Annotated in this window: 45 protein-coding genes; 39 read left to right on the top strand and 6 right to left on the bottom strand. The window is 51.3% G+C overall.

The window, feature by feature from the left end:
• The first annotated feature begins 31 nt into the window (after nucleotides 1-31).
• The 34 genes from tuf (at nucleotide 32) to AAZT04_RS22085 (ending at nucleotide 17,368) form a co-directional block, all read left to right on the top strand.
• Nucleotides 32-1,216 carry an elongation factor Tu gene (tuf, locus tag AAZT04_RS22250; RefSeq protein WP_020828747.1) on the top strand — a complete coding sequence of 395 codons (1,185 nt, stop codon included), beginning with the start codon at nucleotides 32-34 and terminating at the stop codon, nucleotides 1,214-1,216.
• A gap of 130 nt (nucleotides 1,217-1,346) precedes the next feature.
• Complete coding sequence (bfd, locus tag AAZT04_RS22245; RefSeq protein ID WP_013814795.1) at nucleotides 1,347-1,541, top strand: bacterioferritin-associated ferredoxin; 195 nt, start codon at nucleotides 1,347-1,349, stop codon at nucleotides 1,539-1,541.
• Nucleotides 1,542-1,615: 74 nt separating this feature from the next.
• A complete protein-coding gene (gene bfr, locus AAZT04_RS22240; protein ID WP_044554945.1) occupies nucleotides 1,616-2,080 on the top strand; it encodes a bacterioferritin in 465 nt (154 codons plus the stop codon).
• A 385-nt stretch (nucleotides 2,081-2,465) separates the two neighbouring features.
• Nucleotides 2,466-2,777 carry a 30S ribosomal protein S10 gene (gene rpsJ, locus AAZT04_RS22235; RefSeq protein WP_001181005.1) on the top strand — a complete coding sequence of 104 codons (312 nt, stop codon included), beginning with the start codon at nucleotides 2,466-2,468 and terminating at the stop codon, nucleotides 2,775-2,777.
• Between the two features lie 32 nt (nucleotides 2,778-2,809).
• Nucleotides 2,810-3,439: a 50S ribosomal protein L3 gene (rplC, locus tag AAZT04_RS22230; protein ID WP_020837245.1), complete on the top strand. Its 630-nt coding sequence runs from the start codon at nucleotides 2,810-2,812 to the stop codon at nucleotides 3,437-3,439.
• A 10-nt stretch (nucleotides 3,440-3,449) separates the two neighbouring features.
• On the top strand, nucleotides 3,450-4,055 hold the full coding sequence (gene rplD, locus AAZT04_RS22225; RefSeq protein WP_004929779.1) for a 50S ribosomal protein L4: 606 nt from the start codon (nucleotides 3,450-3,452) through the stop codon (nucleotides 4,053-4,055).
• Nucleotides 4,052-4,354 carry a 50S ribosomal protein L23 gene (rplW, locus tag AAZT04_RS22220; protein WP_004951179.1) on the top strand — a complete coding sequence of 101 codons (303 nt, stop codon included), beginning with the start codon at nucleotides 4,052-4,054 and terminating at the stop codon, nucleotides 4,352-4,354. Before rplD ends, rplW begins: the two co-directional genes overlap by 4 nt.
• An 18-nt stretch (nucleotides 4,355-4,372) precedes the next feature.
• Nucleotides 4,373-5,197 carry a 50S ribosomal protein L2 gene (rplB, locus tag AAZT04_RS22215; RefSeq protein WP_020837243.1) on the top strand — a complete coding sequence of 275 codons (825 nt, stop codon included), beginning with the start codon at nucleotides 4,373-4,375 and terminating at the stop codon, nucleotides 5,195-5,197.
• A 14-nt stretch (nucleotides 5,198-5,211) separates the two neighbouring features.
• A complete protein-coding gene (gene rpsS, locus AAZT04_RS22210) occupies nucleotides 5,212-5,490 on the top strand; it encodes a 30S ribosomal protein S19 (RefSeq protein WP_004929772.1) in 279 nt (92 codons plus the stop codon).
• A gap of 14 nt (nucleotides 5,491-5,504) precedes the next feature.
• On the top strand, nucleotides 5,505-5,837 hold the full coding sequence (rplV, locus tag AAZT04_RS22205) for a 50S ribosomal protein L22 (RefSeq protein WP_002223844.1): 333 nt from the start codon (nucleotides 5,505-5,507) through the stop codon (nucleotides 5,835-5,837).
• Between the two features lie 17 nt (nucleotides 5,838-5,854).
• Entirely contained in the window at nucleotides 5,855-6,553 is a 699-nt protein-coding gene (gene rpsC / locus AAZT04_RS22200; RefSeq protein ID WP_004951172.1) for a 30S ribosomal protein S3, read from the top strand.
• Between the two features lie 12 nt (nucleotides 6,554-6,565).
• Nucleotides 6,566-6,976, top strand: coding sequence for a 50S ribosomal protein L16 (rplP, locus tag AAZT04_RS22195; protein WP_004951171.1), 411 nt, complete (start codon nucleotides 6,566-6,568; stop codon nucleotides 6,974-6,976).
• Nucleotides 6,976-7,167, top strand: coding sequence for a 50S ribosomal protein L29 (gene rpmC / locus AAZT04_RS22190; RefSeq protein ID WP_004951169.1), 192 nt, complete (start codon nucleotides 6,976-6,978; stop codon nucleotides 7,165-7,167). The genes rplP and rpmC overlap by 1 nt, the downstream gene beginning before the upstream one ends.
• Nucleotides 7,168-7,422 (top strand): 30S ribosomal protein S17, encoded by a 255-nt coding sequence (gene rpsQ / locus AAZT04_RS22185; RefSeq protein WP_020837241.1) that lies wholly within the window; start codon nucleotides 7,168-7,170, stop codon nucleotides 7,420-7,422.
• Between the two features lie 166 nt (nucleotides 7,423-7,588).
• A complete protein-coding gene (gene rplN, locus AAZT04_RS22180) occupies nucleotides 7,589-7,960 on the top strand; it encodes a 50S ribosomal protein L14 (RefSeq protein WP_020837240.1) in 372 nt (123 codons plus the stop codon).
• 10 nt (nucleotides 7,961-7,970) lie between these two features.
• On the top strand, nucleotides 7,971-8,285 hold the full coding sequence (gene rplX, locus AAZT04_RS22175) for a 50S ribosomal protein L24 (RefSeq protein ID WP_020837239.1): 315 nt from the start codon (nucleotides 7,971-7,973) through the stop codon (nucleotides 8,283-8,285).
• Nucleotides 8,286-8,299: 14 nt separating this feature from the next.
• The gene (rplE, locus tag AAZT04_RS22170; RefSeq protein WP_020837238.1) at nucleotides 8,300-8,839 is read left to right on the top strand and encodes a 50S ribosomal protein L5; all 540 of its coding nucleotides are present in this window, start codon (nucleotides 8,300-8,302) and stop codon (nucleotides 8,837-8,839) included.
• 13 nt (nucleotides 8,840-8,852) lie between these two features.
• Nucleotides 8,853-9,158, top strand: a complete 306-nt coding sequence (gene rpsN, locus AAZT04_RS22165; RefSeq protein ID WP_041415050.1) for a 30S ribosomal protein S14 — start codon at nucleotides 8,853-8,855, stop codon at nucleotides 9,156-9,158.
• Between the two features lie 30 nt (nucleotides 9,159-9,188).
• On the top strand, nucleotides 9,189-9,581 hold the full coding sequence (rpsH, locus tag AAZT04_RS22160) for a 30S ribosomal protein S8 (RefSeq protein ID WP_020837236.1): 393 nt from the start codon (nucleotides 9,189-9,191) through the stop codon (nucleotides 9,579-9,581).
• 14 nt (nucleotides 9,582-9,595) lie between these two features.
• Nucleotides 9,596-10,129 (top strand): 50S ribosomal protein L6, encoded by a 534-nt coding sequence (rplF, locus tag AAZT04_RS22155; protein ID WP_020837235.1) that lies wholly within the window; start codon nucleotides 9,596-9,598, stop codon nucleotides 10,127-10,129.
• Nucleotides 10,130-10,138: 9 nt separating this feature from the next.
• On the top strand, nucleotides 10,139-10,492 hold the full coding sequence (rplR, locus tag AAZT04_RS22150; RefSeq protein WP_020837234.1) for a 50S ribosomal protein L18: 354 nt from the start codon (nucleotides 10,139-10,141) through the stop codon (nucleotides 10,490-10,492).
• 14 nt (nucleotides 10,493-10,506) lie between these two features.
• Nucleotides 10,507-11,007, top strand: coding sequence for a 30S ribosomal protein S5 (gene rpsE, locus AAZT04_RS22145; protein ID WP_004956164.1), 501 nt, complete (start codon nucleotides 10,507-10,509; stop codon nucleotides 11,005-11,007).
• Nucleotides 11,008-11,013: 6 nt separating this feature from the next.
• Complete coding sequence (gene rpmD / locus AAZT04_RS22140; RefSeq protein WP_004956161.1) at nucleotides 11,014-11,193, top strand: 50S ribosomal protein L30; 180 nt, start codon at nucleotides 11,014-11,016, stop codon at nucleotides 11,191-11,193.
• A 3-nt stretch (nucleotides 11,194-11,196) separates the two neighbouring features.
• Entirely contained in the window at nucleotides 11,197-11,631 is a 435-nt protein-coding gene (rplO, locus tag AAZT04_RS22135) for a 50S ribosomal protein L15 (RefSeq protein WP_020837232.1), read from the top strand.
• A 7-nt stretch (nucleotides 11,632-11,638) separates the two neighbouring features.
• Complete coding sequence (secY, locus tag AAZT04_RS22130) at nucleotides 11,639-12,970, top strand: preprotein translocase subunit SecY (RefSeq protein WP_004929740.1); 1,332 nt, start codon at nucleotides 11,639-11,641, stop codon at nucleotides 12,968-12,970.
• A gap of 33 nt (nucleotides 12,971-13,003) precedes the next feature.
• Nucleotides 13,004-13,120, top strand: coding sequence for a 50S ribosomal protein L36 (gene rpmJ, locus AAZT04_RS22125; RefSeq protein ID WP_002227352.1), 117 nt, complete (start codon nucleotides 13,004-13,006; stop codon nucleotides 13,118-13,120).
• Between the two features lie 146 nt (nucleotides 13,121-13,266).
• Nucleotides 13,267-13,623: a 30S ribosomal protein S13 gene (gene rpsM, locus AAZT04_RS22120; protein WP_020837231.1), complete on the top strand. Its 357-nt coding sequence runs from the start codon at nucleotides 13,267-13,269 to the stop codon at nucleotides 13,621-13,623.
• Between the two features lie 16 nt (nucleotides 13,624-13,639).
• On the top strand, nucleotides 13,640-14,029 hold the full coding sequence (gene rpsK / locus AAZT04_RS22115) for a 30S ribosomal protein S11 (RefSeq protein WP_004951128.1): 390 nt from the start codon (nucleotides 13,640-13,642) through the stop codon (nucleotides 14,027-14,029).
• 30 nt (nucleotides 14,030-14,059) lie between these two features.
• On the top strand, nucleotides 14,060-14,680 hold the full coding sequence (gene rpsD / locus AAZT04_RS22110; RefSeq protein WP_004951125.1) for a 30S ribosomal protein S4: 621 nt from the start codon (nucleotides 14,060-14,062) through the stop codon (nucleotides 14,678-14,680).
• 25 nt (nucleotides 14,681-14,705) lie between these two features.
• The gene (locus tag AAZT04_RS22105; protein ID WP_002919219.1) at nucleotides 14,706-15,695 is read left to right on the top strand and encodes a DNA-directed RNA polymerase subunit alpha; all 990 of its coding nucleotides are present in this window, start codon (nucleotides 14,706-14,708) and stop codon (nucleotides 15,693-15,695) included.
• A 40-nt stretch (nucleotides 15,696-15,735) separates the two neighbouring features.
• Nucleotides 15,736-16,125, top strand: coding sequence for a 50S ribosomal protein L17 (rplQ, locus tag AAZT04_RS22100; RefSeq protein WP_004929726.1), 390 nt, complete (start codon nucleotides 15,736-15,738; stop codon nucleotides 16,123-16,125).
• A 146-nt stretch (nucleotides 16,126-16,271) separates the two neighbouring features.
• Entirely contained in the window at nucleotides 16,272-16,646 is a 375-nt protein-coding gene (locus tag AAZT04_RS22095) for a DUF1992 domain-containing protein (RefSeq protein WP_041415730.1), read from the top strand.
• Entirely contained in the window at nucleotides 16,646-17,077 is a 432-nt protein-coding gene (gene zntR, locus AAZT04_RS22090) for a Zn(2+)-responsive transcriptional regulator (RefSeq protein WP_020837229.1), read from the top strand. Before AAZT04_RS22095 ends, zntR begins: the two co-directional genes overlap by 1 nt.
• Before the next feature lie 84 nt (nucleotides 17,078-17,161).
• Entirely contained in the window at nucleotides 17,162-17,368 is a 207-nt protein-coding gene (locus tag AAZT04_RS22085) for an alternative ribosome-rescue factor A (protein WP_020837228.1), read from the top strand.
• A gap of 57 nt (nucleotides 17,369-17,425) precedes the next feature.
• Here the strand turns inward: AAZT04_RS22085 and mscL are convergent, their stop codons facing one another.
• From mscL to def, 5 genes are all read right to left on the bottom strand, one after another.
• A complete protein-coding gene (mscL, locus tag AAZT04_RS22080; protein ID WP_020837227.1) occupies nucleotides 17,426-17,842 on the bottom strand; it encodes a large-conductance mechanosensitive channel protein MscL in 417 nt (138 codons plus the stop codon).
• Between the two features lie 145 nt (nucleotides 17,843-17,987).
• Complete coding sequence (trkA, locus tag AAZT04_RS22075) at nucleotides 17,988-19,364, bottom strand: Trk system potassium transporter TrkA (protein ID WP_020837226.1); 1,377 nt, start codon at nucleotides 19,362-19,364, stop codon at nucleotides 17,988-17,990.
• A gap of 77 nt (nucleotides 19,365-19,441) precedes the next feature.
• Nucleotides 19,442-20,731 (bottom strand): 16S rRNA (cytosine(967)-C(5))-methyltransferase RsmB, encoded by a 1,290-nt coding sequence (gene rsmB / locus AAZT04_RS22070; RefSeq protein ID WP_020837225.1) that lies wholly within the window; start codon nucleotides 20,729-20,731, stop codon nucleotides 19,442-19,444.
• Nucleotides 20,732-20,804: 73 nt separating this feature from the next.
• Nucleotides 20,805-21,749, bottom strand: coding sequence for a methionyl-tRNA formyltransferase (fmt, locus tag AAZT04_RS22065; RefSeq protein WP_048761140.1), 945 nt, complete (start codon nucleotides 21,747-21,749; stop codon nucleotides 20,805-20,807).
• Nucleotides 21,750-21,766: 17 nt separating this feature from the next.
• Nucleotides 21,767-22,276 (bottom strand): peptide deformylase, encoded by a 510-nt coding sequence (gene def, locus AAZT04_RS22060; RefSeq protein WP_020837223.1) that lies wholly within the window; start codon nucleotides 22,274-22,276, stop codon nucleotides 21,767-21,769.
• Between the two features lie 133 nt (nucleotides 22,277-22,409).
• Here def and dprA point away from each other — a divergent pair, with 133 nt between their 5' ends.
• Genes dprA through aroE form a run of 5 tightly spaced genes read left to right on the top strand, consistent with a single transcriptional unit; the run spans nucleotide 22,410 to nucleotide 25,954 of the window.
• Nucleotides 22,410-23,531 carry a DNA-protecting protein DprA gene (gene dprA / locus AAZT04_RS22055; RefSeq protein ID WP_262259642.1) on the top strand — a complete coding sequence of 374 codons (1,122 nt, stop codon included), beginning with the start codon at nucleotides 22,410-22,412 and terminating at the stop codon, nucleotides 23,529-23,531.
• Nucleotides 23,503-23,976, top strand: coding sequence for a DUF494 family protein Smg (gene smg, locus AAZT04_RS22050; protein WP_046372501.1), 474 nt, complete (start codon nucleotides 23,503-23,505; stop codon nucleotides 23,974-23,976). The genes dprA and smg overlap by 29 nt, the downstream gene beginning before the upstream one ends.
• Nucleotides 23,977-24,001: 25 nt before the next feature.
• Nucleotides 24,002-24,547 (top strand): DNA topoisomerase family protein, encoded by a 546-nt coding sequence (locus AAZT04_RS22045; RefSeq protein WP_020837220.1) that lies wholly within the window; start codon nucleotides 24,002-24,004, stop codon nucleotides 24,545-24,547.
• Nucleotides 24,548-24,554: 7 nt separating this feature from the next.
• The gene (gene tsaC, locus AAZT04_RS22040; protein ID WP_020837219.1) at nucleotides 24,555-25,124 is read left to right on the top strand and encodes an L-threonylcarbamoyladenylate synthase type 1 TsaC; all 570 of its coding nucleotides are present in this window, start codon (nucleotides 24,555-24,557) and stop codon (nucleotides 25,122-25,124) included.
• A gap of 11 nt (nucleotides 25,125-25,135) precedes the next feature.
• On the top strand, nucleotides 25,136-25,954 hold the full coding sequence (gene aroE / locus AAZT04_RS22035) for a shikimate dehydrogenase (protein ID WP_129983964.1): 819 nt from the start codon (nucleotides 25,136-25,138) through the stop codon (nucleotides 25,952-25,954).
• 37 nt (nucleotides 25,955-25,991) lie between these two features.
• Here the strand turns inward: aroE and AAZT04_RS22030 are convergent, their stop codons facing one another.
• A complete protein-coding gene (locus AAZT04_RS22030) occupies nucleotides 25,992-26,534 on the bottom strand; it encodes a gamma carbonic anhydrase family protein (protein WP_020837217.1) in 543 nt (180 codons plus the stop codon).
• Between the last annotated feature and the right edge of the window lie 312 nt (nucleotides 26,535-26,846).

The following is a 26,846-nucleotide window of genomic DNA, read 5'->3' as shown; positions in this document are numbered from 1 at the left end:
AGGGGAGAGCATAAGAGTAAGGAATATAGCCGTGTCTAAAGAAAAATTTGAACGTTCCAAACCGCACGTTAACGTTGGTACTATCGGCCACGTTGACCACGGTAAAACTACCCTGACTGCAGCAATCACCACCGTTCTGGCTAAAACCTACGGCGGTTCTGCACGTGCTTTCGACCAGATCGATAACGCGCCAGAAGAAAAAGCTCGTGGTATCACCATCAACACTTCTCACGTTGAGTATGACACCCCGACTCGTCACTACGCGCACGTTGACTGCCCAGGGCACGCCGACTACGTTAAAAACATGATCACCGGTGCTGCTCAGATGGACGGCGCTATCCTGGTTGTTGCTGCGACTGACGGCCCAATGCCTCAGACCCGTGAGCACATCCTGCTGGGTCGTCAGGTTGGCGTTCCTTTCATCATCGTATTCATGAACAAATGCGACATGGTTGATGATGAAGAGCTGCTGGAACTGGTAGAAATGGAAGTTCGTGAACTTCTGTCTGCTTACGACTTCCCTGGTGATGACCTGCCGGTTGTTCGTGGTTCAGCGCTGAAAGCACTGGAAGGCGAAGCTGAGTGGGAAGCTAAAATCATCGAGCTGGCCGGTTACCTGGATTCTTACATCCCAGAACCAGAGCGTGCTATCGACAAGCCGTTCCTGCTGCCAATCGAAGACGTCTTCTCCATCTCCGGTCGTGGTACCGTTGTTACCGGTCGTGTTGAGCGCGGTATCGTTAAAGTTGGCGAAGAAGTTGAAATCGTTGGTATCAAAGACACCGTTAAGTCTACCTGTACTGGCGTTGAAATGTTCCGCAAACTGCTGGACGAAGGCCGTGCTGGTGAGAACGTTGGTGTTCTGCTGCGTGGTATCAAGCGTGAAGATATCGAACGTGGTCAGGTACTGGCTAAACCAGGTTCAATCAAGCCACACACCAAGTTCGACTCAGAAGTGTACATCCTGAGCAAAGAAGAAGGTGGTCGTCATACTCCATTCTTCAAAGGCTACCGTCCACAGTTCTACTTCCGTACAACTGACGTGACCGGTACCATCGAACTGCCAGAAGGCGTTGAAATGGTAATGCCAGGTGACAACGTGAACATGGTTGTTACCCTGATCCACCCAATCGCGATGGACGACGGTCTGCGTTTCGCAATCCGTGAAGGCGGCCGTACTGTTGGCGCTGGTGTTGTTGCTAAAGTTATCGCTTAATCGCGAATAATTTTTCGACACAAAAGAGGGCACTTCGGTGCCCTTTTTTTATGCAATTTGCTCAAATCTTAATTGAAATAAAAAGCATTCCTATTTAGACTTACAGAATTGGTTAAGAAGTGAGTCTCTTATGTACGTATGTCTGTGTAATGCCGTGACTGACAAAGCGATCCGTAAAGCCGTGCGTCAGCACAACCCGCATACCATGAAACAACTGCGTGAACTTGTGCCGATTGGTACCGATTGCGGAAAGTGCATTCGTCAGGCAAGACAGATTATGGTGGAGGAAAGCGGAACCATTATCCCAATGCACGAAGTTGCCTAACTAAAGGTAAGGTTATTTTTTGACTCTTGGCTTACAGCTTCTACACTTTTAGAACTGGCCAGGAGGATTTACCTATGAAAGGCGATAAAAAGATCATTGCTCATCTCAACAAACTGCTCGGTAACGAGCTGGTTGCCATCAATCAATATTTCCTGCACGCCCGAATGTTCAAGAACTGGGGGCTAACACGCCTCAATGAAAAGGAATACCACGAGTCGATCGACGAAATGAAGCATGCCGATCGTTATATCGAGCGTATCCTGTTTCTGGAAGGCCTTCCGAATTTGCAGGATCTCGGCAAGCTGAACATTGGCGAAGATATCGAAGAAATGTTGCGTTCGGACCTGGCCCTGGAATTGGATGGCGCCAAGAATCTGCGTGAAGGCATCGCCTATGCTGATTCTATCCATGACTATGTCAGCCGTGACCTGATGATAGAAATTCTGGCCGATGAAGAAGAACATATCGACTGGCTGGAAACTGAACTGGATTTGATAGCGCGTCTGGGTATCCAGAACTATGCCCAAGCTCAGTTGTAGGCAATAAATACCTTTTACAACGATGTTCTCCTGCCGGCATGAGTTTCTCCGGCAGGGCAGGGGAGCAGCGACAAAGCTGTACCCTAATCCCGACGAATTTCCCCCTCGGTTTTCACCCGTTAGTTACCCGCCGGTAAAAAATGCCGATATCCTGAGCATATTTCCATCTGTGCCTTGCTTCTCGCTCTGTTTTGCGTATAATGCGCGGGCTTACCTAATCTTGGTAAGCCTGATTTTAGCGAATCAGTCGATAGGCAGGACTTTCTGCTCTTCGAACAATACTCCCGATATGGGGGTTATATGTTGACGATTACACTCCCCCATCAATCGAAATGGGTGTGAGGAGTAATTATTTACGTTTATAAATAATTGGAGCTCTGGTCTCATGCAGAACCAAAGAATCCGTATCCGCCTGAAAGCGTTTGATCATCGTCTTATCGATCAATCAACCGCGGAAATCGTCGAGACTGCAAAGCGCACTGGTGCGCAAGTCCGTGGTCCGATCCCGCTGCCAACTCGCAAAGAGCGCTTTACCGTTCTGATCTCTCCGCACGTTAACAAAGACGCGCGTGATCAGTACGAGATTCGCACTCACAAGCGTCTGGTTGACATCGTTGAGCCAACCGAGAAAACCGTTGATGCTCTGATGCGTCTGGATCTGGCTGCCGGTGTAGACGTGCAGATCAGCCTGGGTTAATCAGGTCATTGAGCGATTGAGAGGTTGAAACAATGATTGGTTTAGTCGGTAAAAAAGTGGGCATGACTCGTATCTTCACTGAAGATGGCGTTTCTATCCCAGTAACCGTGATTGAAATTGAAGCGAACCGCGTGACTCAGGTTAAAGACCTGGAAAACGACGGGTACCGTGCCGTTCAGGTTACCACTGGTAGCAAAAAAGCTAACCGTGTGACCAAACCGGAAGCGGGCCATTTCGCTAAAGCTGGCGTTGAAGCTGGCCGTGGTCTGTGGGAATTCCGCCTTGCAGAAGGTGAAGAGTTCACTGCAGGTCAAAACATCAGCGTAGAAATTTTCGCTGAAGTTAAAAAAGTCGATGTTACCGGTACTTCTAAAGGTAAAGGTTTTGCTGGCACAGTTAAGCGCTGGAACTTCCGTACCCAAGACGCTACCCACGGTAACTCCTTGTCTCACCGCGTTCCGGGTTCTATCGGTCAGAACCAGACTCCGGGCAAAGTGTTCAAAGGCAAGAAAATGGCTGGCCACCTGGGTGACGAGCGTGTAACCGTTCAAAGCCTGGACGTAGTACGTGTTGACGCTGAGCGCAACCTGCTGCTGGTTAAGGGTGCTGTACCGGGCGCAACCGGTGGCAACCTGATCGTTAAACCAGCTGTGAAGGCGTAAGGGGATAGCAATGGAATTAGTATTGAAAGACGCGCAAAGCGCGCTGACTGTTTCCGAAACTACCTTCGGTCGTGATTTCAACGAAGCGCTGGTACACCAGGTTGTTGTTGCTTATGCAGCAGGTGCCCGTCAAGGTACCCGTGCTCAGAAGACCCGCGCTGAAGTGACTGGTTCCGGTAAAAAACCGTGGCGCCAGAAAGGTACCGGCCGTGCGCGTTCAGGTTCTGTAAAGAGCCCGATCTGGCGTTCAGGTGGCGTGACCTTTGCTGCTAAGCCTCAGGACCACAGTCAGAAAGTAAACAAAAAGATGTACCGCGGCGCGCTGAAAAGCATCCTGTCCGAACTGGTACGTCAAGATCGTCTGATCGTTGTCGAGAAGTTCTCTGTAGAAGCGCCTAAAACTAAGCTGCTGGCACAGAAACTGAAAGATATGGCTCTGGAAGATGTGCTGATCGTGACCGGTGAACTGGATGAGAATCTGTTCCTGGCTGCTCGCAACCTGTACAAGGTTGACGTGCGCGATGTAGCAGGTATCGACCCGGTTAGCCTGATCGCCTTCGACAAAGTGGTTATGACTGCTGATGCTGTGAAGCAAGTTGAGGAGATGCTGGCATGATCCGTGAAGAACGTTTGCTGAAAGTGCTGCGTGCACCGCACGTATCTGAAAAAGCATCCGCTGCGATGGAAAAAAGCAACACCATCGTACTCAAAGTTGCCAAAGACGCGACCAAAGCAGAAATCAAAGCTGCAGTGCAGAAACTGTTTGAAGTCGAAGTCGAAGACGTGAACACCCTGGTAGTTAAAGGGAAAGTGAAACGTCACGGTCAGCGTGTTGGTCGTCGTAGCGACTGGAAAAAAGCTTACGTCACCCTGAAAGAAGGCCAGAACCTGGACTTCATCGGCGGCGCAGAGTAAGTCGGAGGAGTAAGAACAATGGCAATTGTTAAATGTAAACCTACATCTCCGGGTCGTCGCCACGTTGTTAAAGTGGTTAACCCTGAGCTGCACAAGGGTAAACCTTATGCCCCGCTGCTTGAGAAACTGAGCAAAAGCGGTGGTCGTAACAACAATGGCCGTATCACCACCCGTCATATCGGTGGTGGCCACAAGCAACATTATCGTCTGGTTGACTTCAAACGCAACAAAGACGGTGTGGCTGCAGTGGTTGAGCGTCTGGAGTACGATCCGAACCGTTCCGCGAACATCGCGCTGGTTCTGTACAAAGACGGCGAACGCCGTTACATCCTGGCGCCGAAAGGCCTGAAAGCTGGTGACCAGATCCAATCTGGCGTTGATGCTGCAATCAAGGTAGGTAACACCCTGCCAATGCGCAACATCCCAGTGGGTTCAACGGTTCACAACGTAGAAATGAAACCAGGTAAAGGCGGCCAGATGGCTCGTTCTGCTGGTGCCTACGTTCAGATCGTTGCACGTGATGGTTCCTACGTAACTCTGCGTCTGCGCTCAGGCGAAATGCGTAAAGTTCCAGTTGATTGCCGCGCCACCCTGGGTGAAGTCGGTAACGCTGAACATATGCTTCGCGTTCTGGGTAAAGCAGGTGCTGCACGTTGGCGTGGTGTTCGTCCTACCGTTCGCGGTACGGCGATGAACCCGGTAGATCACCCGCACGGTGGTGGTGAAGGTCGTAACTTTGGTAAGCACCCGGTAACCCCGTGGGGCGTTCAGACCAAAGGTAAGAAGACCCGTAGCAACAAGCGTACTGATAAGTTCATCGTACGTCGCCGTAGCAAAAAATAATTAGAGGATAAGCCATGCCACGTTCTCTCAAGAAAGGTCCTTTTATTGACCTGCACTTGCTGAAGAAGGTAGAGAAAGCGGTGGAAAGCGGTGACAAGAAGCCTTTGCGCACTTGGTCCCGTCGTTCAACGATCTTTCCTAACATGATCGGTTTGACCATCGCTGTCCATAATGGTCGTCAGCACGTACCAGTGTTCGTTTCCGATGAAATGGTCGGTCACAAACTGGGTGAATTCGCGCCGACTCGTACTTATCGCGGCCATGCGGCTGATAAAAAAGCTAAAAAGCGCTAAGGTAGGAGGAAGAGATGGAAACTATCGCTAAACATCGCCACGCTCGTTCTTCTGCTCAGAAGGTTCGCCTTGTTGCAGACCTGATCCGCGGTAAGAAAGTGTCGCAAGCTCTGGAAACTCTGACCTACACCAACAAGAAAGCTGCTGGTCTGGTTAAGAAAGTGCTGGAGTCTGCCATTGCTAACGCAGAACACAACGATGGCGCTGACATCGATGATCTGAAAGTCACGAAAATCTTCGTAGACGAAGGCCCAAGCATGAAGCGCATTATGCCGCGTGCAAAAGGTCGTGCAGATCGCATCCTGAAGCGCACCAGCCACATTACTGTGGTTGTGTCCGATCGCTGAGACTCTGGAGACTAGCAATGGGTCAGAAAGTACATCCTAATGGTATTCGCCTGGGTATTGTCAAACCTTGGAACTCTACTTGGTATGCGAATACCAAAGAATTCGCTGACAACCTGGACAGCGACTTTAAAGTTCGTCAATTCCTGATTAAGGAACTGGCGAAAGCTTCCGTTTCTCGCATCGTTATCGAGCGTCCTGCGAAGAGCATCCGTGTGACTATTCACACTGCTCGTCCAGGCATCGTTATCGGCAAGAAAGGCGAAGATGTCGAAAAACTGCGTAAGGTCGTAGCGGATATCGCTGGCGTTCCTGCGCAAATTAACATCGCCGAAGTCCGTAAACCGGAACTTGACGCTAAATTGGTTGCTGACAGCATCACTTCACAGCTGGAACGTCGCGTTATGTTCCGTCGTGCTATGAAGCGTGCTGTACAGAACGCAATGCGTCTTGGCGCTAAAGGTATCAAAGTTGAAGTAAGCGGCCGTCTTGGCGGTGCTGAAATCGCGCGTACCGAATGGTACCGTGAAGGTCGTGTTCCGTTGCACACACTGCGTGCGGATATCGATTACAACACATCTGAAGCGCACACCACTTATGGTGTAATCGGCGTTAAGGTATGGATCTTCAAAGGTGAGATCCTGGGTGGTATGGCTGCAGTTGAACAACCGGAACCGGCTGCTCAACCTAAAAAGCAGCAGCGTAAAGGCCGCAAGTAAGGAGAGTCGCTGATGTTACAACCAAAGCGTACAAAATTCCGTAAGATGCACAAAGGCCGCAACCGTGGTCTGGCGCAGGGTACGGATGTTAGCTTCGGCACTTTCGGTCTGAAAGCTGTTGGCCGTGGCCGTCTGACTGCTCGTCAAATCGAAGCAGCTCGTCGTGCAATGACTCGTGCAGTTAAGCGTCAAGGTAAAATTTGGATCCGTGTATTCCCGGACAAACCAATTACCGAGAAGCCGCTCGAAGTGCGTATGGGTAAAGGTAAGGGTAACGTGGAGTATTGGGTTGCCCTGATCCAACCTGGGAAAGTCCTGTACGAAATGGACGGTGTACCAGAAGAGGTCGCCCGTGAGGCATTCAAGCTGGCTGCAGCTAAATTGCCGATCAAAACCACCTTTGTAACTAAGACGGTGATGTAATGAAAGCACAAGAGCTGCGTGAAAAAAGCGTTGAAGAGCTGAACACTGAGCTGCTCAACCTGCTGCGTGAGCAATTTAACTTGCGCATGCAGGCGGCAAGTGGCCAGCTGCAACAAACTCACCTGTTGAAACAAGTGCGTCGTAACGTCGCACGCGTTAAGACTTTACTGACTGAAAAGGCGGGTGTGTAAATGACTGATATTATCCGTACTCTGCAGGGTCGTGTTGTTAGTGACAAAATGGAGAAATCCATGGTTGTTGCTATCGAGCGCACGGTGAAGCACCCGATCTACGGGAAATTCATCAAGCGTACGACCAAGCTGCACGTACATGACGAGAACAACGAATGTGGTATCGGTGACGTGGTAGAAATCCGCGAATGCCGTCCACTGTCTAAGACTAAGTCTTGGACGTTGGTTCGCGTTGTAGAGAAAGCGATTCTGTAATAGAGTAGCTGGCTCTAACTTAATAAACGGCTCAGAAAATGAGCCGTTTATTTTTTCTACCCATACTCTGGAAGCGGTGTTATAATGCTGCGCCCTCGGTTATGGGGCTTTTCAACGACCTAGTAATAGGTCCTAAAGTTGTAGTTGACATTAGCGGAGCACTAACATGATCCAAGAACAGACTATGCTGAACGTGGCCGACAACTCCGGTGCACGTCGCGTAATGTGTATCAAGGTTCTAGGTGGCTCGCACCGTCGCTACGCAGGCATCGGCGACGTCATCAAAATTACCATCAAGGAAGCAATTCCTCGCGGTAAGGTGAAGAAAGGCGATGTGCTGAAGGCGGTAGTGGTGCGCACCAAGAAGGGTGTACGTCGCCCGGACGGTTCTGTCATTCGCTTCGATGGTAATGCATGCGTTATTTTGAACAATAACAGCGAGCAACCTATCGGTACGCGTATTTTTGGGCCGGTAACTCGTGAACTGCGTAATGAGAAGTTCATGAAAATTATCTCTCTGGCACCAGAAGTACTCTAAGGAGCGAACCATGGCAGCGAAAATCCGTCGTGATGACGAAGTTATCGTGCTTACCGGGAAAGACAAAGGTAAACGCGGTAAAGTAAAAAATGTCCTGTCTGCTGGCAAGGTCATTGTTGAAGGTATCAACCTGGTTAAGAAACATCAGAAGCCGGTTCCGGCCCTGAACCAACCAGGTGGCATTGTTGAAAAAGAAGCTGCAATTCAGGTTTCTAACATTGCTCTCTTCAACACGGCTACCGGTAAGGCTGACCGTGTAGGCTTTAGATTCGAAGACGGCAAAAAAGTCCGTTTCTTCAAGTCTAACAGCGAAACTATCAAGTAATTTGGAGTAATACGATGGCGAAACTGCATGATTACTACAAAGACGAAGTAGTTAAAAAACTCATGACTGAGTTTAGCTACGCTTCTGTCATGCAAGTCCCTCGGGTCGAGAAGATCACCCTGAATATGGGTGTTGGTGAAGCGATCGCTGACAAGAAACTGCTGGATAACGCAGCAGCTGATCTGGCAGCAATCTCCGGTCAAAAACCGTTCATCACCAAAGCCCGCAAATCTGTTGCAGGCTTCAAAATCCGCCAGGGCTATCCGATCGGCTGTAAAGTAACTCTGCGTGGCGAGCGCATGTGGGAGTTCTTTGAGCGTCTGATTTCCATTGCTGTTCCACGTATCCGTGACTTCCGTGGCTTGTCCGCTAAGTCATTCGATGGCCGTGGTAACTACAGCATGGGTGTGCGTGAGCAAATCATCTTCCCAGAAATCGACTACGACAAAGTCGATCGCGTTCGTGGCTTGGATATTACCATTACCACTACTGCGAAATCTGATGATGAAGGCCGCGCGCTGTTGGCTGCTTTTAACTTCCCGTTCCGTAAGTAAGGCAGGGTTACTGATGGCTAAGCAATCAATGAAAGCACGCGAAGTCGTTCGCGTGAAACTGGCTGAAAAGTACCGCGCAAAACGCGAGGAACTGAAAGCTATCATTTCTGGTGTGAACTCGTCCGACGAAGAACGTTGGGATGCTGTTCTCAAGCTGCAAACTCTGCCGCGTGATTCCAGCCCGTCTCGTCAGCGTAAGCGCTGCCGCCAAACTGGCCGTCCACATGGTTATGTGGGCAAATTCGGGTTGAGCCGTATCAAGTTACGTGAAGCCGCTATGCGCGGTGAAGTACCTGGCTTGAAAAAGGCTAGCTGGTAATTACCAATTGAATCACGGGAGTAAAGACAGATGAGCATGCAAGATCCGATCGCGGATATGCTGACCCGTATCCGTAACGGTCAAGCCGCGAACAAAGTTGCGGTCACCATGCCTTCCTCCAAGCTGAAAGTGGCAATTGCCAACCTGCTGAAGGAAGAAGGTTTTATTGAAGATTTCAAAATCGAAGGCGACGCCAAGCCTGTTCTGGAACTGGTACTGAAGTACTTCCAGGGCAAGGCAGTGGTAGAAAGCATTCAGCGAATCAGCCGTCCAGGTCTGCGCATCTATAAGAAAAAAGATGAGCTGCCAAAAGTTATGGCCGGTTTGGGTATCGCTGTTGTTTCTACCTCTAAAGGTGTTATGACCGATCGTGCAGCTCGCCAAGCAGGTCTTGGTGGCGAGATTATCTGCTACGTAGCTTAATTCGGGAGGAAAGAATGTCTCGTGTTGCAAAAGCACCCGTCGTCATTCCTGCCGGCGTAGAGGTAAAACTCAACGGTCAGGTTATTTCGATTAAGGGTAAGAACGGCGAGCTGACTCGTACTGTCCACGACGCCGTTGAAGTGAAGCAAGAAGCTAACGCACTGACTTTCGCTCCGCGCGAAGGTTTTGCTAACGCCTGGGCCCAAGCGGGTACTACGCGCGCTCTGCTGAACGCAATGGTAGTTGGTGTTACCGAAGGCTTCACCAAGAAGCTTCAACTGGTAGGTGTTGGTTATCGTGCTGCTGTTAAAGGCAACGTGGTGAATTTAGCCTTAGGCTTCTCTCACCCAGTCGATCACCAGCTGCCAGCAGGTATTACTGCTGAATGCCCAAGCCAAACTGAAATCGTGCTGAAAGGCGCTGATAAACAAGTTATTGGCCAGGTTGCTGCAGATCTGCGTGCCTACCGCCGTCCTGAGCCTTACAAAGGCAAGGGTGTCCGTTACGCCGACGAAGTCGTGCGTACCAAAGAGGCTAAGAAGAAGTAAGGTAACACTATGGATAAGAAATCTGCTCGTATCCGTCGTGCGACCCGCGCACGCCGTAAGCTCAAAGAACTGGGTGCAACCCGCCTGGTGGTACATCGTACCCCGCGTCACATTTACGCACAGGTAATTGCTCCAAATGGTTCTGAAGTACTGGTAGCCGCTTCTACTTTAGAAAAAGCTATCACTGAGCAACTGAAGTATTCCGGTAACAAAGACGCAGCAGCTGCCGTAGGTAAAACTCTGGCTGAGCGCGCGTTGGAAAAAGGGATCTCTAAAGTTTCCTTTGACCGTTCCGGTTTCCAATATCATGGTCGAGTCCAGGCACTGGCAGATGCTGCCCGTGAAGCTGGCCTTCAGTTCTAAGGAAGAGGTTTAAGATGGCTCACATCGAAAAACAAGCTGGCGAACTGCAGGAAAAGCTGATCGCGGTAAACCGCGTATCTAAAACCGTAAAAGGTGGCCGTATTTTCAGCTTTACCGCACTGACAGTAGTTGGTGATGGTAACGGTCGCGTTGGTTTTGGCTACGGCAAAGCACGCGAAGTTCCGGCAGCGATCCAGAAAGCGATGGAAAAAGCCCGTCGCAACATGATGAATGTCGCGCTGAACAGCGGCACCCTGCAGCACCCTGTTAAAGGTGCTCATACGGGTTCCCGTGTGTTCATGCAGCCGGCTTCCGAAGGTACCGGTATTATTGCCGGTGGTGCAATGCGCGCCGTCCTGGAAGTCGCTGGGGTGCACAACGTATTGGCTAAAGCTTATGGTTCCACCAACCCGATCAACGTGGTTCGTGCAACTATTGATGCTTTGGCAAATATGAAGTCCCCTGAAATGGTCGCTGCCAAGCGTGGTAAATCCGTTGCAGACATTCTGGGGTAATTGACCATGGCTAAGACTATCAAAGTAACACAAGTTCGCAGCTCCATTGGCCGTCTGCCGAAGCATAAAGCTACACTGCTCGGTCTGGGTCTGCGTCGTATTGGTCACACCGTAGAGCGCGAGGATACTCCTGCTGTACGCGGTATGATCAACCTGGTTTCCTACATGGTTAAAGTTGAGGAGTAACAGATGCGTTTAAATACTCTGTCTCCGGCTGAAGGTGCCAAGCATGCGCCGAAGCGTGTAGGTCGTGGTATTGGTTCTGGCCTGGGTAAAACCGCTGGTCGTGGTCACAAAGGTCAGAACTCACGTTCTGGCGGTGGCGTACGTCGTGGTTTTGAAGGTGGTCAGATGCCTTTATATCGTCGTTTGCCGAAATTCGGCTTCACCTCGCGCAAAGCTATGATCACGGCAGAAGTTCGTCTGTCTGAACTGGCTCTTGTTGAAGGCGACGTAATCGACCTGAACACGCTGAAAGCCGCTAACGTTGTTGGTACCCAGATCGAATTCGCGAAAGTTATGCTTTCTGGCGAAATCGCTCGTCCGGTTACCCTGCGTGGTCTGCGTGTCACCAAAGGCGCTCGTGCTGCTATCGAAGCTGCTGGCGGTAAAATTGAGGAATAAGTAGCAGATGGCTAAGCAACCAGGATTAGATTTTCAAAGTGCTAAAGGCGGGCTCGGCGAGCTGAAGCGCAGACTTTTGTTTGTCATCGGCGCGCTGATTGTCTTCCGTATCGGCTCTTTTATTCCGATTCCTGGTATCGATGCCACTGTGCTTGCCAAATTGCTTGAGCAGCAGAGAGGCACTATCATTGAAATGTTTAACATGTTCTCTGGTGGTGCCCTCAGCCGTGCTTCTATCTTTGCTCTGGGGATCATGCCGTATATTTCGGCATCGATCATTATCCAGCTGTTAACGGTGGTTCATCCAGCGTTAGCAGAAATCAAGAAAGAAGGGGAGGCTGGCCGTCGCAAGATTAGCCAGTACACCCGCTACGGTACGCTGGTGTTGGCCATATTCCAGTCGATCGGTATTGCTACCGGTCTGCCGAATATGCCTGGTATGCAGGGTCTGGTGTTAAACCCAGGCTTTGCATTCTACTTTACTGCTGTAGTGAGTCTGGTTACCGGGACAATGTTCCTGATGTGGCTGGGCGAACAGATTACTGAGCGCGGTATCGGCAACGGTATTTCGATCATTATCTTCGCAGGTATTGTAGCGGGACTTCCGCCGGCAGTGGCCCATACTATTGAGCAAGCCCGGCAAGGCGACCTGCACTTCCTCCTGTTGCTGTTGGTTGCAGTATTAGTGTTTGCAGTAACCTTCTTCGTTGTTTTCATAGAACGTGGTCAACGTCGTATCGTCGTTAACTATGCGAAGCGTCAACAAGGTCGTCGTGTTTATGCAGCACAGAGCACACACTTACCGTTGAAAGTGAACATGGCAGGGGTAATCCCGGCAATCTTCGCTTCCAGCATTATTCTGTTCCCAGCCACGATTGCATCATGGTTTGGGGGCGGTACCGGTTGGAACTGGCTGACAACGATTTCGCTGTATTTGCAGCCAGGGCAACCGCTTTATGTGTTACTCTATGCGTCTGCAATCATCTTCTTCTGTTTCTTTTACACGGCGTTGGTTTTCAACCCGCGTGAGACAGCAGATAACCTGAAGAAGTCCGGTGCCTTCGTACCAGGAATTCGTCCGGGAGAGCAAACGGCGAAGTACATCGATAAAGTAATGACGCGTTTAACCCTGGTGGGCGCGATGTACATTACTTTCATCTGCCTGATCCCGGAGTTCATGCGTGATGCAATGAAAGTACCATTCTACTTTGGTGGTACCTCGCTACTGATCGTGGTTGTCGTCATCATGGACTTTATGGCTCAAGTGCAAACTCTGATGATGTCAAGTCAGTACGAGTCTGCATTGAAGAAAGCAAACCTGAAAGGCTATAACCGCTAATCAGGTGCGTTTGAGAAGTTACGGAGAGTAAAAATGAAAGTTCGTGCTTCCGTCAAGAAATTATGTCGTAACTGCAAAATCGTTAAGCGTAACGGTGTCGTTCGTGTGATTTGCAGCGCCGAGCCGAAGCATAAACAGCGTCAAGGCTGATTATCTCGCATATTTTTCTTGCAAAGTTGGGTTGAGCTGGCTAGATTAGCCAGCCAATCTTTTGTATGTAGCTGCAACATTATTTGAGTATCCTGAAAACGGGCTTTTCAGAATGGTGTTGCCGTATAAAATAGTAGGAGTGCATAGTGGCCCGTATAGCAGGCATTAACATTCCTGATCATAAACATACCGTAATCGCCTTAACGTCGATCTTCGGAATCGGTAAAACCCGCTCACAGTCTATCTGTGCAGCTACGGGTATTGCTGAACATGTTAAGATCAGTGAGCTGTCTGAAGAGCAAATTGAACAGCTGCGTGAAGCAGTCGCCAAATTCACTGTAGAAGGTGATTTGCGTCGTGAAGTTACCCTGAGCATCAAGCGTCTGATGGATCTTGGTACATACCGTGGTTTGCGTCATCGTCGTGGTCTGCCAGTTCGCGGTCAGCGTACGAAGACCAACGCACGTACCCGTAAGGGTCCGCGTAAACCGATCAAGAAATAATCAGGGTGATTGAATAATGGCAAAGGCACCTGTTCGTACACGTAAGCGTGTAAGAAAGCAAGTCTCTGACGGCGTGGCTCATGTCCATGCTTCTTTCAACAACACCATTGTGACTATTACCGATCGTCAGGGTAACGCATTGGGTTGGGCAACTGCCGGTGGTTCTGGTTTCCGTGGTTCTCGTAAGTCAACTCCGTTTGCAGCTCAGGTTGCAGCCGAGCGTTGTGCTGACGCAGTAAAAGAATACGGTATCAAGAACCTGGAAGTTATGGTTAAGGGACCGGGTCCGGGTCGCGAATCAACTATTCGTGCACTGAACGCCGCAGGTTTCCGCATCACTAACATTACTGATGTGACTCCTATCCCTCACAACGGTTGTCGTCCGCCGAAAAAGCGTCGCGTATAACGCTGCTTTTAGGTTAGTTGGAGAAAGAAAATGGCAAGATATTTGGGTCCTAAGCTCAAGCTTAGCCGCCGTGAGGGCACAGACTTGTTCCTGAAGTCTGGCGTTCGCGCGATCGATACCAAGTGTAAAATTGAGCAACCGCCTGGTCAACACGGTGCGCGTAAACCGCGTCTGTCTGACTATGGTGTACAGTTACGTGAGAAGCAAAAAGTTCGCCGTATGTACGGTGTTCTGGAGCGTCAATTCCGTAACTATTACAAAGAAGCAGCACGCCTGAAGGGCAACACCGGTGCAAACCTGTTGCAACTGCTGGAAGGTCGTCTGGACAACGTTGTTTACCGTATGGGCTTCGGCGCTACTCGTGCAGAGTCACGTCAGTTGGTTAGCCACAAAGCAATTATGGTAAATGGTCGCGTTGTTAACATCGCTTCTTATCAGGTATCTCCGAATGACGTAGTCAGCATCCGCGAGAAAGCTAAAAAGCAATCTCGTGTTAAAGCTTCTCTGGAGCTGGCTGAGCAGCGTGAAAAGCCGACTTGGCTTGAAGTTGATGCTGCTAAGATGGAAGGCGTGTTCAAGCGTATGCCTGAACGTACCGATCTGTCTGCGGACATTAACGAACACCTGATCGTCGAGCTTTACTCCAAGTAAGGCTTAGTACCAAAGAGAGGACACAATGCAGGGTTCTGTGACAGAGTTTCTAAAACCGCGCCTGGTAGATATCGAGCAAGTCAGTTCGACGCACGCCAAGGTGACCCTTGAGCCTTTAGAGCGTGGCTTTGGCCATACTCTTGGCAACGCACTGCGCCGTATTCTGCTTTCATCTATGCCGGGTTGCGCGGTGACCGAGGTTGAGATTGATGGTGTACTGCACGAGTACAGCACCAAAGAAGGCGTACAGGAAGATATCCTGGAGATCCTGCTCAACCTGAAAGGGCTGGCGGTGAGAGTTCAAGGCAAAGATGAAGTTATTCTTACCCTGAATAAATCTGGCATTGGCCCTGTGACCGCTGCCGACATTACCCATGATGGTGATGTCGAAATCGTCAAGCCTCAGCACGTGATCTGCCACCTGACCGATGAAAACGCTGCTATCAGCATGCGTATCAAAGTTCAACGTGGTCGTGGTTATGTGCCGGCTTCTGCCCGAATTCATTCGGAAGAAGATGAGCGCCCGATCGGTCGTCTGTTGGTTGACGCATGCTATAGCCCTGTAGAGCGTATTGCCTACAATGTTGAAGCAGCGCGTGTAGAACAGCGTACTGACCTGGACAAGCTGGTAATCGAAATGGAAACCAATGGCACGATCGATCCTGAAGAGGCGATCCGCCGTGCGGCAACCATCCTGGCCGAACAACTTGAAGCCTTCGTTGACTTGCGTGATGTACGTCAACCGGAAGTTAAAGAAGAAAAACCAGAGTTCGATCCGATCCTGCTGCGCCCTGTTGACGATCTGGAATTGACTGTCCGCTCTGCTAACTGCCTTAAGGCAGAAGCTATCCACTACATCGGTGATCTGGTACAGCGTACCGAGGTTGAGTTGCTGAAAACGCCGAACCTGGGTAAAAAATCTCTTACTGAGATTAAAGACGTGCTGGCCTCCCGTGGACTTTCTCTGGGCATGCGCCTGGAAAATTGGCCACCGGCAAGCATTGCTGACGAGTAACCGGATCACAGGTTAAGGTTTTACTGAGAAGGATAAGGTCATGCGCCATCGTAAGAGTGGTCGTCAACTGAACCGTAACAGCAGCCATCGCCAGGCTATGTTCCGTAACATGGCCGGCTCTTTGGTTCGTCATGAGATCATCAAGACGACCTTGCCAAAAGCGAAAGAGCTGCGTCGCGTTGTTGAGCCGCTGATTACTCTTGCCAAGACCGACAGCGTAGCTAATCGTCGTCTGGCATTCGCCCGTACTCGTGATAACGAGATCGTGGCAAAACTGTTTAACGAGCTGGGCCCGCGTTTCGCGAGCCGTGCCGGTGGTTACACTCGCATTCTGAAGTGTGGCTTCCGCGCAGGCGACAACGCGCCGATGGCATACATCGAGCTGGTTGATCGTGCTGAGTCTCAAGCAGAAGTAGCAACTGCAGAGTAATCTGTAGACGCGTAAAAAAACCGGGCTTGCCCGGTTTTTTTACGTCCATAATCAGCCAAACGTGCGTTCTTTCCCCGCCAGGCTTAAGATCCCCCTCCCTATCCGCTATGCTAACGCTATTCATTAGTCAGTTGAGAGAGTATGTTATGTGGCTACTTGATCAGTGGGCGGAGCGCCATATTCTTGATGCGCAGGCGAAAGGTGAGTTAGATAACTTACCCGGCCAGGGGCAGCCACTAGAGTTGGATGATGACAGTGCCGTGCCCGCTGAATTGCGTACTGGGTTTCGCCTGCTAAAAAATGCTGGCTATCTACCTGCTGAGCTCGAAGATCGTAAAGAGGCTTTGAACATTGCCCGTTTGCTACAGGGAATTGATAGCGAACATCCAGACTATGCCGAACTTGGCAAGCGAATGGCCCTGTTGGAACATCGTCTTCGTCAGGCTGGAATGAGCACAGATTTTTTACACGGTGAATATCAGAGAGCATTGAGCAGCAAATTTTCGCCGGAGGAAGAGTGATGTTTAAGATAGGGCAACTGGCAAAACTTGCCGATGTGACGCCGGATACCGTGCGTTATTACGAGAAGCAGGGAATGATGGATCATAACATTCGTACCGAAGGCGGCTATCGCTTGTACAGCGATCAAGACCTGCAGCGGTTGCGCTTTATCCGTTATGCCAAGCAGCTCGGTTTTACGCTGGAAACCATTGCTGAACTGCTGTCGATCCGTGTCGATCCTGAGCATCATACCTGCCAGGAATCGAAGTCGATCGTCGATGCGCGTCTGAGCGAAGTCGAGAACAAGCTTAAGGAATTAACTCGGATGCGTGAGTCGCTAAAGCGCCTTAGTGATGCCTGCTGCGGAAGCGCACATACCAGCAATTATTGCTCGATTCTGGAAGCGCTGGAACAGGGCGCCAGCGATGAAAAAGTGAAAAAGGGTGCCTGACAGGCTTGCCGGCCCTTTAATTTTTATACTGCTGGCAGTATTATCTTCTCGTTTTATAACCATAGTCAAATAAGGTGAATTACCATGACTCAATACCGACATACTAAAGGTAAGATCCAGGACAATGCCATTGAGGCACTGTTGCATGATCCACTATTTCGCCAACGGGTAGAGAAAAATACCAAAGGGAAAGGCAGCTACCGGCGTAAAGACAAACACGCAAAAGGCGGTAATTGGGAGGCCAGTGGCAAACTATCAAATGATAATTTACCACTGGCCTTCTGGTTTTAAGGCATTAAAAAAGCCATCTGATTTAGATGGCTTTTTATTAGCGTAGGATTAACTGATTTACAGTTTTGGTTGCTGCTGATGACTGAGCAAATCGCGAATTTCAGTCAGAAGCTTCTCTTCTGCAGTTGGCACAGGTGGTGCGGCTGGCGCTTCTTCCTGTTTGCGACGTACTTTGTTCATTAACTTAATTGCCAGGAAAATAGCAAAGGCAACAATAACAAAATCAAAAACGGTTTGAATGAATGAACCGTAGTTCATCACTACTGCAGGCACCGCGCCCTGAGCTTCGCGTAACACCAGGTGGAACTGTTTGAAGTCAACGCCGCCGATCAGTAAACCCAGCGGTGGCATGATGATATCTGCAACGAAAGACGATACGATCTTGCCGAATGCTGCACCGATAATCACACCGACTGCCAAATCAACCACGTTGCCACGCATGGCAAACTCACGAAACTCTTTCATCATACTCATAGAACGCACCCCTTGCAGAATTAATAACTCAAGTTTAACAAAGCAATTTCCCTTTGCCACAATAAGCAGAGAAAAGTTTTTATCTCTTCTTACCCACGGCAACGAATATCAACCTGATTATAGACCATGGGACAATTAATTCGTTCTACAGGAAGAACGGACTTGGTTGGAACAAACGTTCAACGTCAGGAACGAACTTTTTATCGGTAATAAACATAATGACGTGATCGCCCTGTTCGATTTTGCTGCTGCCGTTGGCGATAATTACGTCATCACCGCGGACAATGGCGCCAATGGTCGTGCCCGGCGGTAATTTAATATCTTCAACGATACGCCCAACTACTTTTGAGGTGCTCTCGTCACCGTGTGCAATAGCTTCAATGGCCTCTGCCACGCCGCGCCGTAGCGATGAAACACTGACGATATCTGCTTTACGTACGTGGCCCAGCAACGCTGAGATCGTGGCTTGCTGAGGGGAAATGGCAATGTCGATGACGCTGCCCTGCACCAGGTCAACGTAGGCACGACGCTGAATTAACACCATCACCTTTTTGGCACCCATACGTTTGGCGAGCATGGCAGACATGATGTTGGCTTCGTCATCATTGGTGATAGCGATAAAAACATCTACCTGATCAACATGTTCTTCTGCCAATAACTCCTGGTCAGAGGCATCGCCATAGAACACGATGGTGTCATGCAGCTGTTCGGCCAGCTCCGTGGCGCGTTGCTGATTACGTTCGATCAGCTTCACGTTGTAGGATTTCTCCAAGCGCTGCGCCAGGCCAGCACCAACGTTACCGCCGCCGACAATCATGATGCGTTTATAAGGTTTTTCCAGCCGTTGTAGCTCACTCATTACCGCGCGGATATGCTGTGAAGCCGCAACAAAGAACACTTCGTCTCCGGCTTCGATAATTGTAGAGCCCTGTGGGCGGATCGGCCGATCCTGACGGAATATAGCGGCAACGCGGGTATCGATATGCGGCATATGCTCACGCATAGAAGACAGGGCATTACCCACCAACGGGCCGCCGTAATAGGCTTTTACTGCAGCGATGCTGACTTTGCCTTCTGCAAAGTTCACCACCTGTAATGCTCCAGGGTATTCAATTAATTTATAGATGTAATCGATAACCAGTTGTTCAGGCGAGATCAAATGGTCAATGGGCACCGCTTCAGGTTGAAACAGTTTCTCTGATTCACGGATATATTCAGGCGCGCGGATACGGGCGATTCGGTTCGGCGTATTAAACAGCGAATAGGCAATCTGACAGGCAATCATGTTGGTTTCGTCAGAGTTAGTGACCGCAACCAGCATGTCGGCATCTTCTGCGCCTGCTTCTCGCAGTACGCGTGGATGGGAACCGTAGCCCTGAACAACCCGCAGGTCGAACTTATCCTGCAGCTGACGCAGACGGCCAGAGTCGGTATCCACGACGGTAATGTCGTTGTTTTCGCCTACCAGGTTTTCCGCCAGTGTTCCACCAACCTGACCGGCACCAAGAATAATTATTTTCATTCGCTTCTCTGCTTCACACTGAAACCGCTGAAGGTTTTCTGAAAGGGCGCAACAGCCGCGCCCTGAATACTGAATAGCTACATTTTAATCAGCTTAGCGTAAAAGAAGCCATCTCCATCCTCCGGATGGGGAAGATTCTGTCGGCCAGGCTGCTGTTCATCGCCGGTTTCAACCAGACGGGCTTCGGGATGGCGCTGGAGGAAAGCGGTAATCTGCTCCGCGTTCTCTGCCGGCAAAATTGAGCAGGTAGCGTATACCATCACACCGCCCTTTTTGAGATGTGGCCAAATGGCTTCGATAATCTCGGCCTGCAGCGTAGCTAGTTCAGCGATGTCACTATCGCGACGCAACCATTTGATATCCGGATGACGGCGGATCACACCCGTGGCAGAGCACGGTGCATCCAGCAAAATGCGATCGAATTGCTTATCACCACACCAGTCTTGCGGTGTACGTCCATCGCCTTGCTTGACCTCGGCGTGTAAACGCAGGCGTTGCAGGTTTTCTTTGACTCGACTCAGGCGTTGCTCATCGATATCGACCGCCATGACATGAGCTTTGGGCGCAGCTTCCAGAATATGCGTGGTTTTGCCGCCGGGAGCGGCACACAGATCGAGGATCTGTTCTCCGTCTTGCGGATCCAGCAGATCGACACAACCCTGAGCGGAAGCATCCTGCACGGTAACCCAGCCGTCGGCAAATCCCGGCAGGTCGGTAACGGCGCATGGCGCCAGCAGGCGTATTGCATCGCGATATTCGGTATGGGGTTCGGCTGCAATACCCGCCTGCGCCATCAGCTGCAAATAATCTTCACGGGTGTGATGAAGTCGGCTGACACGCAGCCACATCGGTGGTTTCTGATTATTGGCATCGACGATTTGTTCCCACTGCGCGGGGTAGGCTTGCTGGATACGTTTCAAAAGCCAGCTTGGATGCAGATAGCGGCTGTCATTATTGGCGGCGCGTTGCAGCAACTCTTCCTGCTGTCGTTGGAACTGGCGCAATACACCGTTGATTAGCCCTTTAAGCTGCGGCCGTTTCAGCGCGACGGCGCCTTCTACCGTTTCCGCCAGCACTGCATGAGCTGGGATGCGGGTATACAGCAGTTGGTAGAGGCCGACCATCAGCAGATAGTGCAGCGTGCGCTGTTTGCCGGTCATTGGCTTGGCCATCAATTGCTGAATACACCATTCCAACTGTGGCAGCACGCGCAGGGTGCCGAAGCATAACTCCTGCAGCAGAGCGCGGTCTTTGTCAGAAATGGATTTTTGCAGTGGCGGCAAGACAGTACTGAGAGATTGGCCCTGATCCAGCACCTGGCCGATGGCTTTGGCTGCGATGCTTCGGAGATTGTAGTTGTTTTTCATAGGCTAAAGCGGGTAGCGATCGGCATTAAGAAAGAAACAGCCCGGCGATTATCGGCCGGGCAGTGAGGGCGGCTTATAACCGGTTACCCGGTGTAAACCATTCACGACGTGAGTTCAGCAGATCCTGTGCCGACATGGGTTTTTTGCCCGCTGGCTGCAACTGAGTCAGGTTAAGGATACCCTCGGCGGTAGCAACCTGAATGCCGTGTTTGTCGGCATGAACGATGGTGCCGGGTTCCGCATTGGCATTTTGTTCCAACACCGTGGCTTGCCACACTTTTACCGGCTGATCGTCAATGGTGAAATAGCTGACTGGCCACGGATTAAAGGCGCGGATGCAGCGTTCTAGCTGCACGGCTGACAAGCTCCAGTCGAGGCGAGCTTCTTCTTTGCTCAGCTTCTCGGCGTAGGTGACCAGCGACTCATCCTGCACTTCACGTTTGGCAGAACCTTCAGCCATTTGCTGCAGCGTGGTCAACATGCCCTGCGGGCCGAGCTGCGCCAGTTTGTCATACAGACTGGCACTGGTGTCATCGGCTTCAATCGGGCAGGCGATTTTGTACATCATATCGCCGGTGTCAAGACCTACGTCCATTTGCATGATGGTGACGCCAGTTTCGTTATCGCCGGCCCAGAGTGAACGCTGGATCGGCGCGGCGCCACGCCAGCGTGGCAGCAGGGAACCGTGGACGTTGATGCAGCCAAGTCGCGGCATATCCAGCACCGCTTTCGGCAAGATCAGCCCATAAGCCACGACGACCATCACATCGGCGTTGAGATCGGCCACCAGGTGCTGGTTTTCTTCCGGGCGCAATGATTTTGGCTGAAATACCGGTAACTGATGCTGCTCGGCCAAAACCTTGACCGGGCTTGGCGTCAGCTTGTTACCGCGGCCGGCAGGGCGGTCAGGCTGAGTGAAAACCCCGACAATCTGGTGCCCAGATGACAACAGCGCGTCAAGGTGACGCGCTGCGAAGTCTGGAGTTCCGGCGAAAATAATCCGTAAAGAGTCAGACACGTTGATTTCCTGATCGGTTAGGCGCGCGCGTTAAACTTGGCCAGTTTTTCCAGTTTCTGGCGGATACGCTGGCGCTTGAGTGGCGACAGGTAATCGACGAACAGTTTGCCAACCAGGTGATCCATCTCGTGCTGAATACAGATGGCCAGCAGATCGTCGGCTTCCAGCTCAAAAGGCTTGCCGTCGCGATCCAGCGCTCTGATTTTCACGTTAGCGGCGCGCGGAACTAACGCACGCTGCTCAGGAATGGAAAGGCAACCTTCCTCGATCCCGGTTTCGCCGCTTTTTTCCAGCAGCTCCGGGTTGATCAGCACCAGGCGCTGATCGCGGTTTTCAGAAACGTCAATGACGATAATGCGCTGATGGATATCCACCTGTGTCGCAGCCAGGCCAATGCCTTCCTCTGCGTACATGGTTTCAAACATATCATCCACGATGCGCTGGATATTCGCATTGACTTCTTTTACCGGGGCCGCAACTTTGCGCAGCCGGTCGTCTGGGTAATGTAATACCTGCAATACTGACATATATCTTGAGATCTGTATCCGAGTGATAAACGAGGTTTAGCTTCTATTCTAGACATTTCCCGGCCTGATTGACAGCATTGCGCACCAATTGCTCGAATTGGTAATACCACCATTTTTTGCGAGGGAACAGGCGATGCAGGCACAGGAAATCGGCTTACGGATGCGCGGAGTCACTGGGCTTGGCACAGCGCAGGCCAGCCTGATAATACGGCAGTTGGTCTGGGCCGGTGGAGAACCTTCCCGCTTGCTGCATGAACTGGGGCTGAATGCCCGACAACAGGCGCAGTTTCGCCAGGCGGATCCGCGTTATCTGGCTGCCACGCTTGCCTGGCTGGAACAGCCCGACCATTTTCTGTGGATCTATGGTGAGTGTGGCTATCCAGAGCGGTTGCTTCATATCGACGATGCCCCCTTGCTGCTGCTGGTCAAAGGCAACCCGGAAGCGGTGCAGCAGCCGCAAATCGCTATGGTCGGCAGCCGCCAGTTTAGCCACTATGGTGAGCACTGGGGCAATTACTTTACCACCGGTCTGGTTCACTGTGGGTTTACCATCACCAGCGGGTTGGCTCTTGGCATTGATAGCGTCTGCCATCGCGCAGCACTTGCGGCGGGAGGACAGACGGTGGCCGTTCTGGGCAGTGGGCTGGCCAATATCTATCCGCGCCGACATCGCCGTCTGGCCGAAGAGATCGCTGATAGTGGCGGGGCTTTGCTCTCAGAATATTTGGTCACCGATTTGCCGATGCCGGACCATTTTCCACGCCGTAACCGCATCATCAGTGGGTTAAGTCTGGGCGTGGTGGTAGTTGAAGCTTCTCTGCGCAGCGGAACGCTGATTACTGCCCGCTGTGCGCTTGATCAGGGGCGTGAGGTTTTCGCTTTACCCGGTGCGCTGGGTAACCCAATGAGTGAGGGAACACACTGGCTGATCCAACAGGGTGCTTACCTGGTAACCGGGCCGAAAGAGATCGCGGAACAGCTGGGAAGCGGCCTGCATTGGCTGTCGTTGAACGAAAATACAACTATTTGTGCGTCAGAAGCCGAAGTTGAATTGCCATTTGCCGATGTGTTGGCTAACGTAGGAGATGAGGTGACACCTGTTGACGTCGTCGCTGAACGTGCCGGCCAACCTGTGCCAGAGGTAGTAATCAAATTACTCGATCTGGAGTTAGCAGGGTGGATCGCAGCTGTACCCGGCGGCTATGTCCGAATAAGGAGGGCAGGCCATGTTCGACGTACTGATGTACTTGTTTGAAACTTATATCCACAATGAACCAGAGATGCGCGTCGATCAGGATCAACTGACTGATGATCTCGCTCAGGCGGGGTTTGATCGGGATGATATCTACAACGCGTTGAATTGGCTTGAAAAACTCGCTGACCTGCAGGAAGGCGAAAATGCGCCGTATTTTATGGATGCCGATCCGCTGGCCATGCGGATTTACACCGAAGAAGAAGGCGTGCGTTTGGATGCCAGTTGCCGTGGTTTCCTCCTGTTCCTGGAGCAGATTCAGGTATTGAACCTCGAAACCCGTGAAATGGTTATCGATCGTGTTATGGCTTTGGATAATACGGAATTCGATCTCGAAGATCTGAAATGGGTAGTGCTGATGGTGCTGTTTAATATCCCTGGGTATGAAAGCGCCTATCAGCAAATGGAAGAACTGTTGTTTGAAGTAAACGAAGGTTATCTGCACTGAGCCGATAACATCTATAGAAGAAGTTATGACAAAAGCCGCGATTTTTGCCGCCAGGCAAAATGAACCCTGTCCGGAATGTGGGGCCGAATTGGTGATCCGCAGTGGTCGCCACGGCCCTTTTCTCGGCTGTTCCCGTTATCCTGAGTGCCAACATATTCGACCGCTAAAAGCGCAGGCCGATGGGCACATCGTCAAGATGTTGGACGGGCAGGAATGCCCCAAATGCCAGGCGACGCTGGCATTGCGCCAGGGCCGTTACGGTATGTTTATCGGTTGCAGCAACTATCCGGAGTGCGATCACACCGAAGTCATCGATAAACCGGACGAAACCAGCATCAGCTGCCCGCAGTGTGGTCAGGGCAAACTGCTGCAGCGTAAATCACGCTATGGTAAGGTTTTCCACGCCTGCGATCGCTACCCTGAATGTCAGTTTGTCCTCAATTTTAAACCCGTCGCCGGTGAGTGCGAGTACTGCCACTACCCGCTGCTGATGGAAAAGCGTTCGGCAAAAGGCCCAGTCCTTTGCTGTGCCAGTAAGCTTTGCGGAAAACCCGTAGCAACCACAGAATAATGACGCCATGAACTCAGACACCACTCCTCTCTTTACACCCATTATTGACGCGCTGCATCTTCAGCAGGTTATCGCTTACCCTACAGAAGCCGTATTTGGCTTAGGGTGCGATCCTGACAGTGAACAAGCGGTAAATGCATTGCTGGCCCTCAAACAGCGGCCTTGGGAAAAGGGACTGATCCTGATCGCTGCCGATTATACGCAGTTAGCACCTTATATAGATGACAGTGCACTCAGCGAGCGGCAGCGGGCTGCCATTTTTGCCAGTTGGCCTGGTCCGGTCACCTGGGTGATACCTGCTCGTCCGGAAACGTCGCGCTTGTTGACCGGCCGTTTCAACTCTCTGGCTGTACGTGTCAGCGATCATCCACTGGTTCAACAGCTTTGCCGAGGATTCGGGAAACCGCTGGTCTCGACCAGCGCTAACCTCAGCGGGCAAGAGCCTTGCCGTAGCGCCGAAGAAGTGCAGAAGCAGTTTGGCGTCGCTTTCCCGGTGTTAGCCGGCAGCGTTGGTGGCCGCCTTAATCCTTCAGAAATCAGAGATGCCCTGACCGGCGAACAGATCCGTCAAGGCTAGAGGTAATGTGAATGGAGAAGTTTGCGGTATTCGGTAATCCTATCAGCCACAGTAAATCACCGCGCATTCATGCGTTGTTTGCCGCTCAAACTGGCATAGAACATCCCTATGGTACGGTGTTGGCACCGCTGGACGGTTTCGAAACGGCGCTGCAAGCGTTCATTCACGCTGGTGGTCAGGGGGCGAACGTCACAGTACCTTTTAAAGAGCATGCCTACGAGGCTGCGTCTGAATTGAGCGAGCGTGCCTCGTTGGCCGGAGCGGTCAATACGCTCAAGGTGCTGCCGGACGGTGGGTTGCTGGGTGACAATACGGACGGGATCGGCCTGCTGACCGATCTGGAACGCCAGGGGCTGATCAAACCAAAGGATCGCATTTTGCTGGTGGGGGCGGGGGGCGCAGCACGGGGTGTGATCTTGCCGCTGTTGTCTTTTGGTTGTGAGATGACGATCACCAACCGCACTTTCAGTCGTGCGCAAATGCTGGCAGAAAGTTTTCAGCATCTCGGTGAAATCACCGCCTTGCCTCTGGATCAACTCGATCAACAACAGTTTGATTTAGTGATCAACGCTACGGCGTCCGGGATCAGCGGCGAGATCCCGGCATTGCCAGTTGGCACTATCACTGGCAACACGCGCTGTTATGACATGTTTTATCAGCAGGGGTTAACGCCGTTTCTGACCTGGGCACAGCAACAGGGTGCTACAGAATATGCTGACGGATTAGGGATGCTGGTGGGGCAGGCCGCGCATGCGTTCCTGCTGTGGCACGGCGTGATGCCGGAGATAGAACCAGTACTGCGCCAACTGCGCCACGAGTTGGCGGCATAACCTTGTGCCCGTTCTCTTGCCAGGGAACGGGCGCTTGTCAGATGTCTTCAGACAAATATTCGTCTTTCCAACGTACATAGTTAGTAGAAGAGTAGAGTAGCCCTTCCAACTCAGCTGCAGTCAATGGCCTAATCTGACGTGCCGGACTTCCCATATAAAGATAACCGCTCGCCAGACGTTTACCCGGAGCCACCAGGCTGCCGGCGCCAATCATCACATCATCTTCTATTACTGCACCATCCAGCAGGATCGATCCCATCCCTACCAATACCCGGTTGCCTATGGCGCAGCCGTGCAGCATGGCTTTGTGGCCTACGGTCACGTCTTCCCCGATCAACAGCGGGTAACCTTCTGGGTTATGTTCGGACTTATGAGTCACGTGCAGCACGCTGCCATCCTGAATATTACTGCGCGGACCGATCTTTACCGCGTTGACATCGCCACGGATGGCAACCAGCGGCCAGATACTGACGTCATCGGCCAGCTCAACGTTGCCGATCACCACGCTGGAAGGGTCGATCATTACGCGTTGACCCAGTTTTGGAGAGTAATGAAGATAAGAACGCACTGCATCGGACATGGTAATAGCCTCACGTCGGGATCATATTTACCGGCAATACTAGACGTTGGCGGTGGAATTACAACCAACTGAAGCTACGGATCCTAAGGAAAATGGCGCTGATCGCGCAAGATCCGCCCGAAAGGGCTGAAAAGTGCGCAAACGAAAAGAAAAGATCAAAAAAGGGGTTGTGCAAAAAACTCGGATCCCTATAATGCGCCTCCATCGACACGGAACATGTGAACAACTTCACAGAGTATCCGGGGTTCGAAGAGAAAAAATCCTGAAATTTAGGGGTTGACTCTGAAAGAGGAAAGCGTATTATACGCCACC

It is taken from the genome of Serratia sp. Je.1.23.a (assembly GCF_051129805.1).
Classification (GTDB): Bacteria; Pseudomonadota; Gammaproteobacteria; order Enterobacterales; family Enterobacteriaceae; genus Serratia; species Serratia liquefaciens.
Note: the sequence above shows the minus strand (reverse complement) of the source record. Positions and strands in the feature narration are given on the sequence as shown.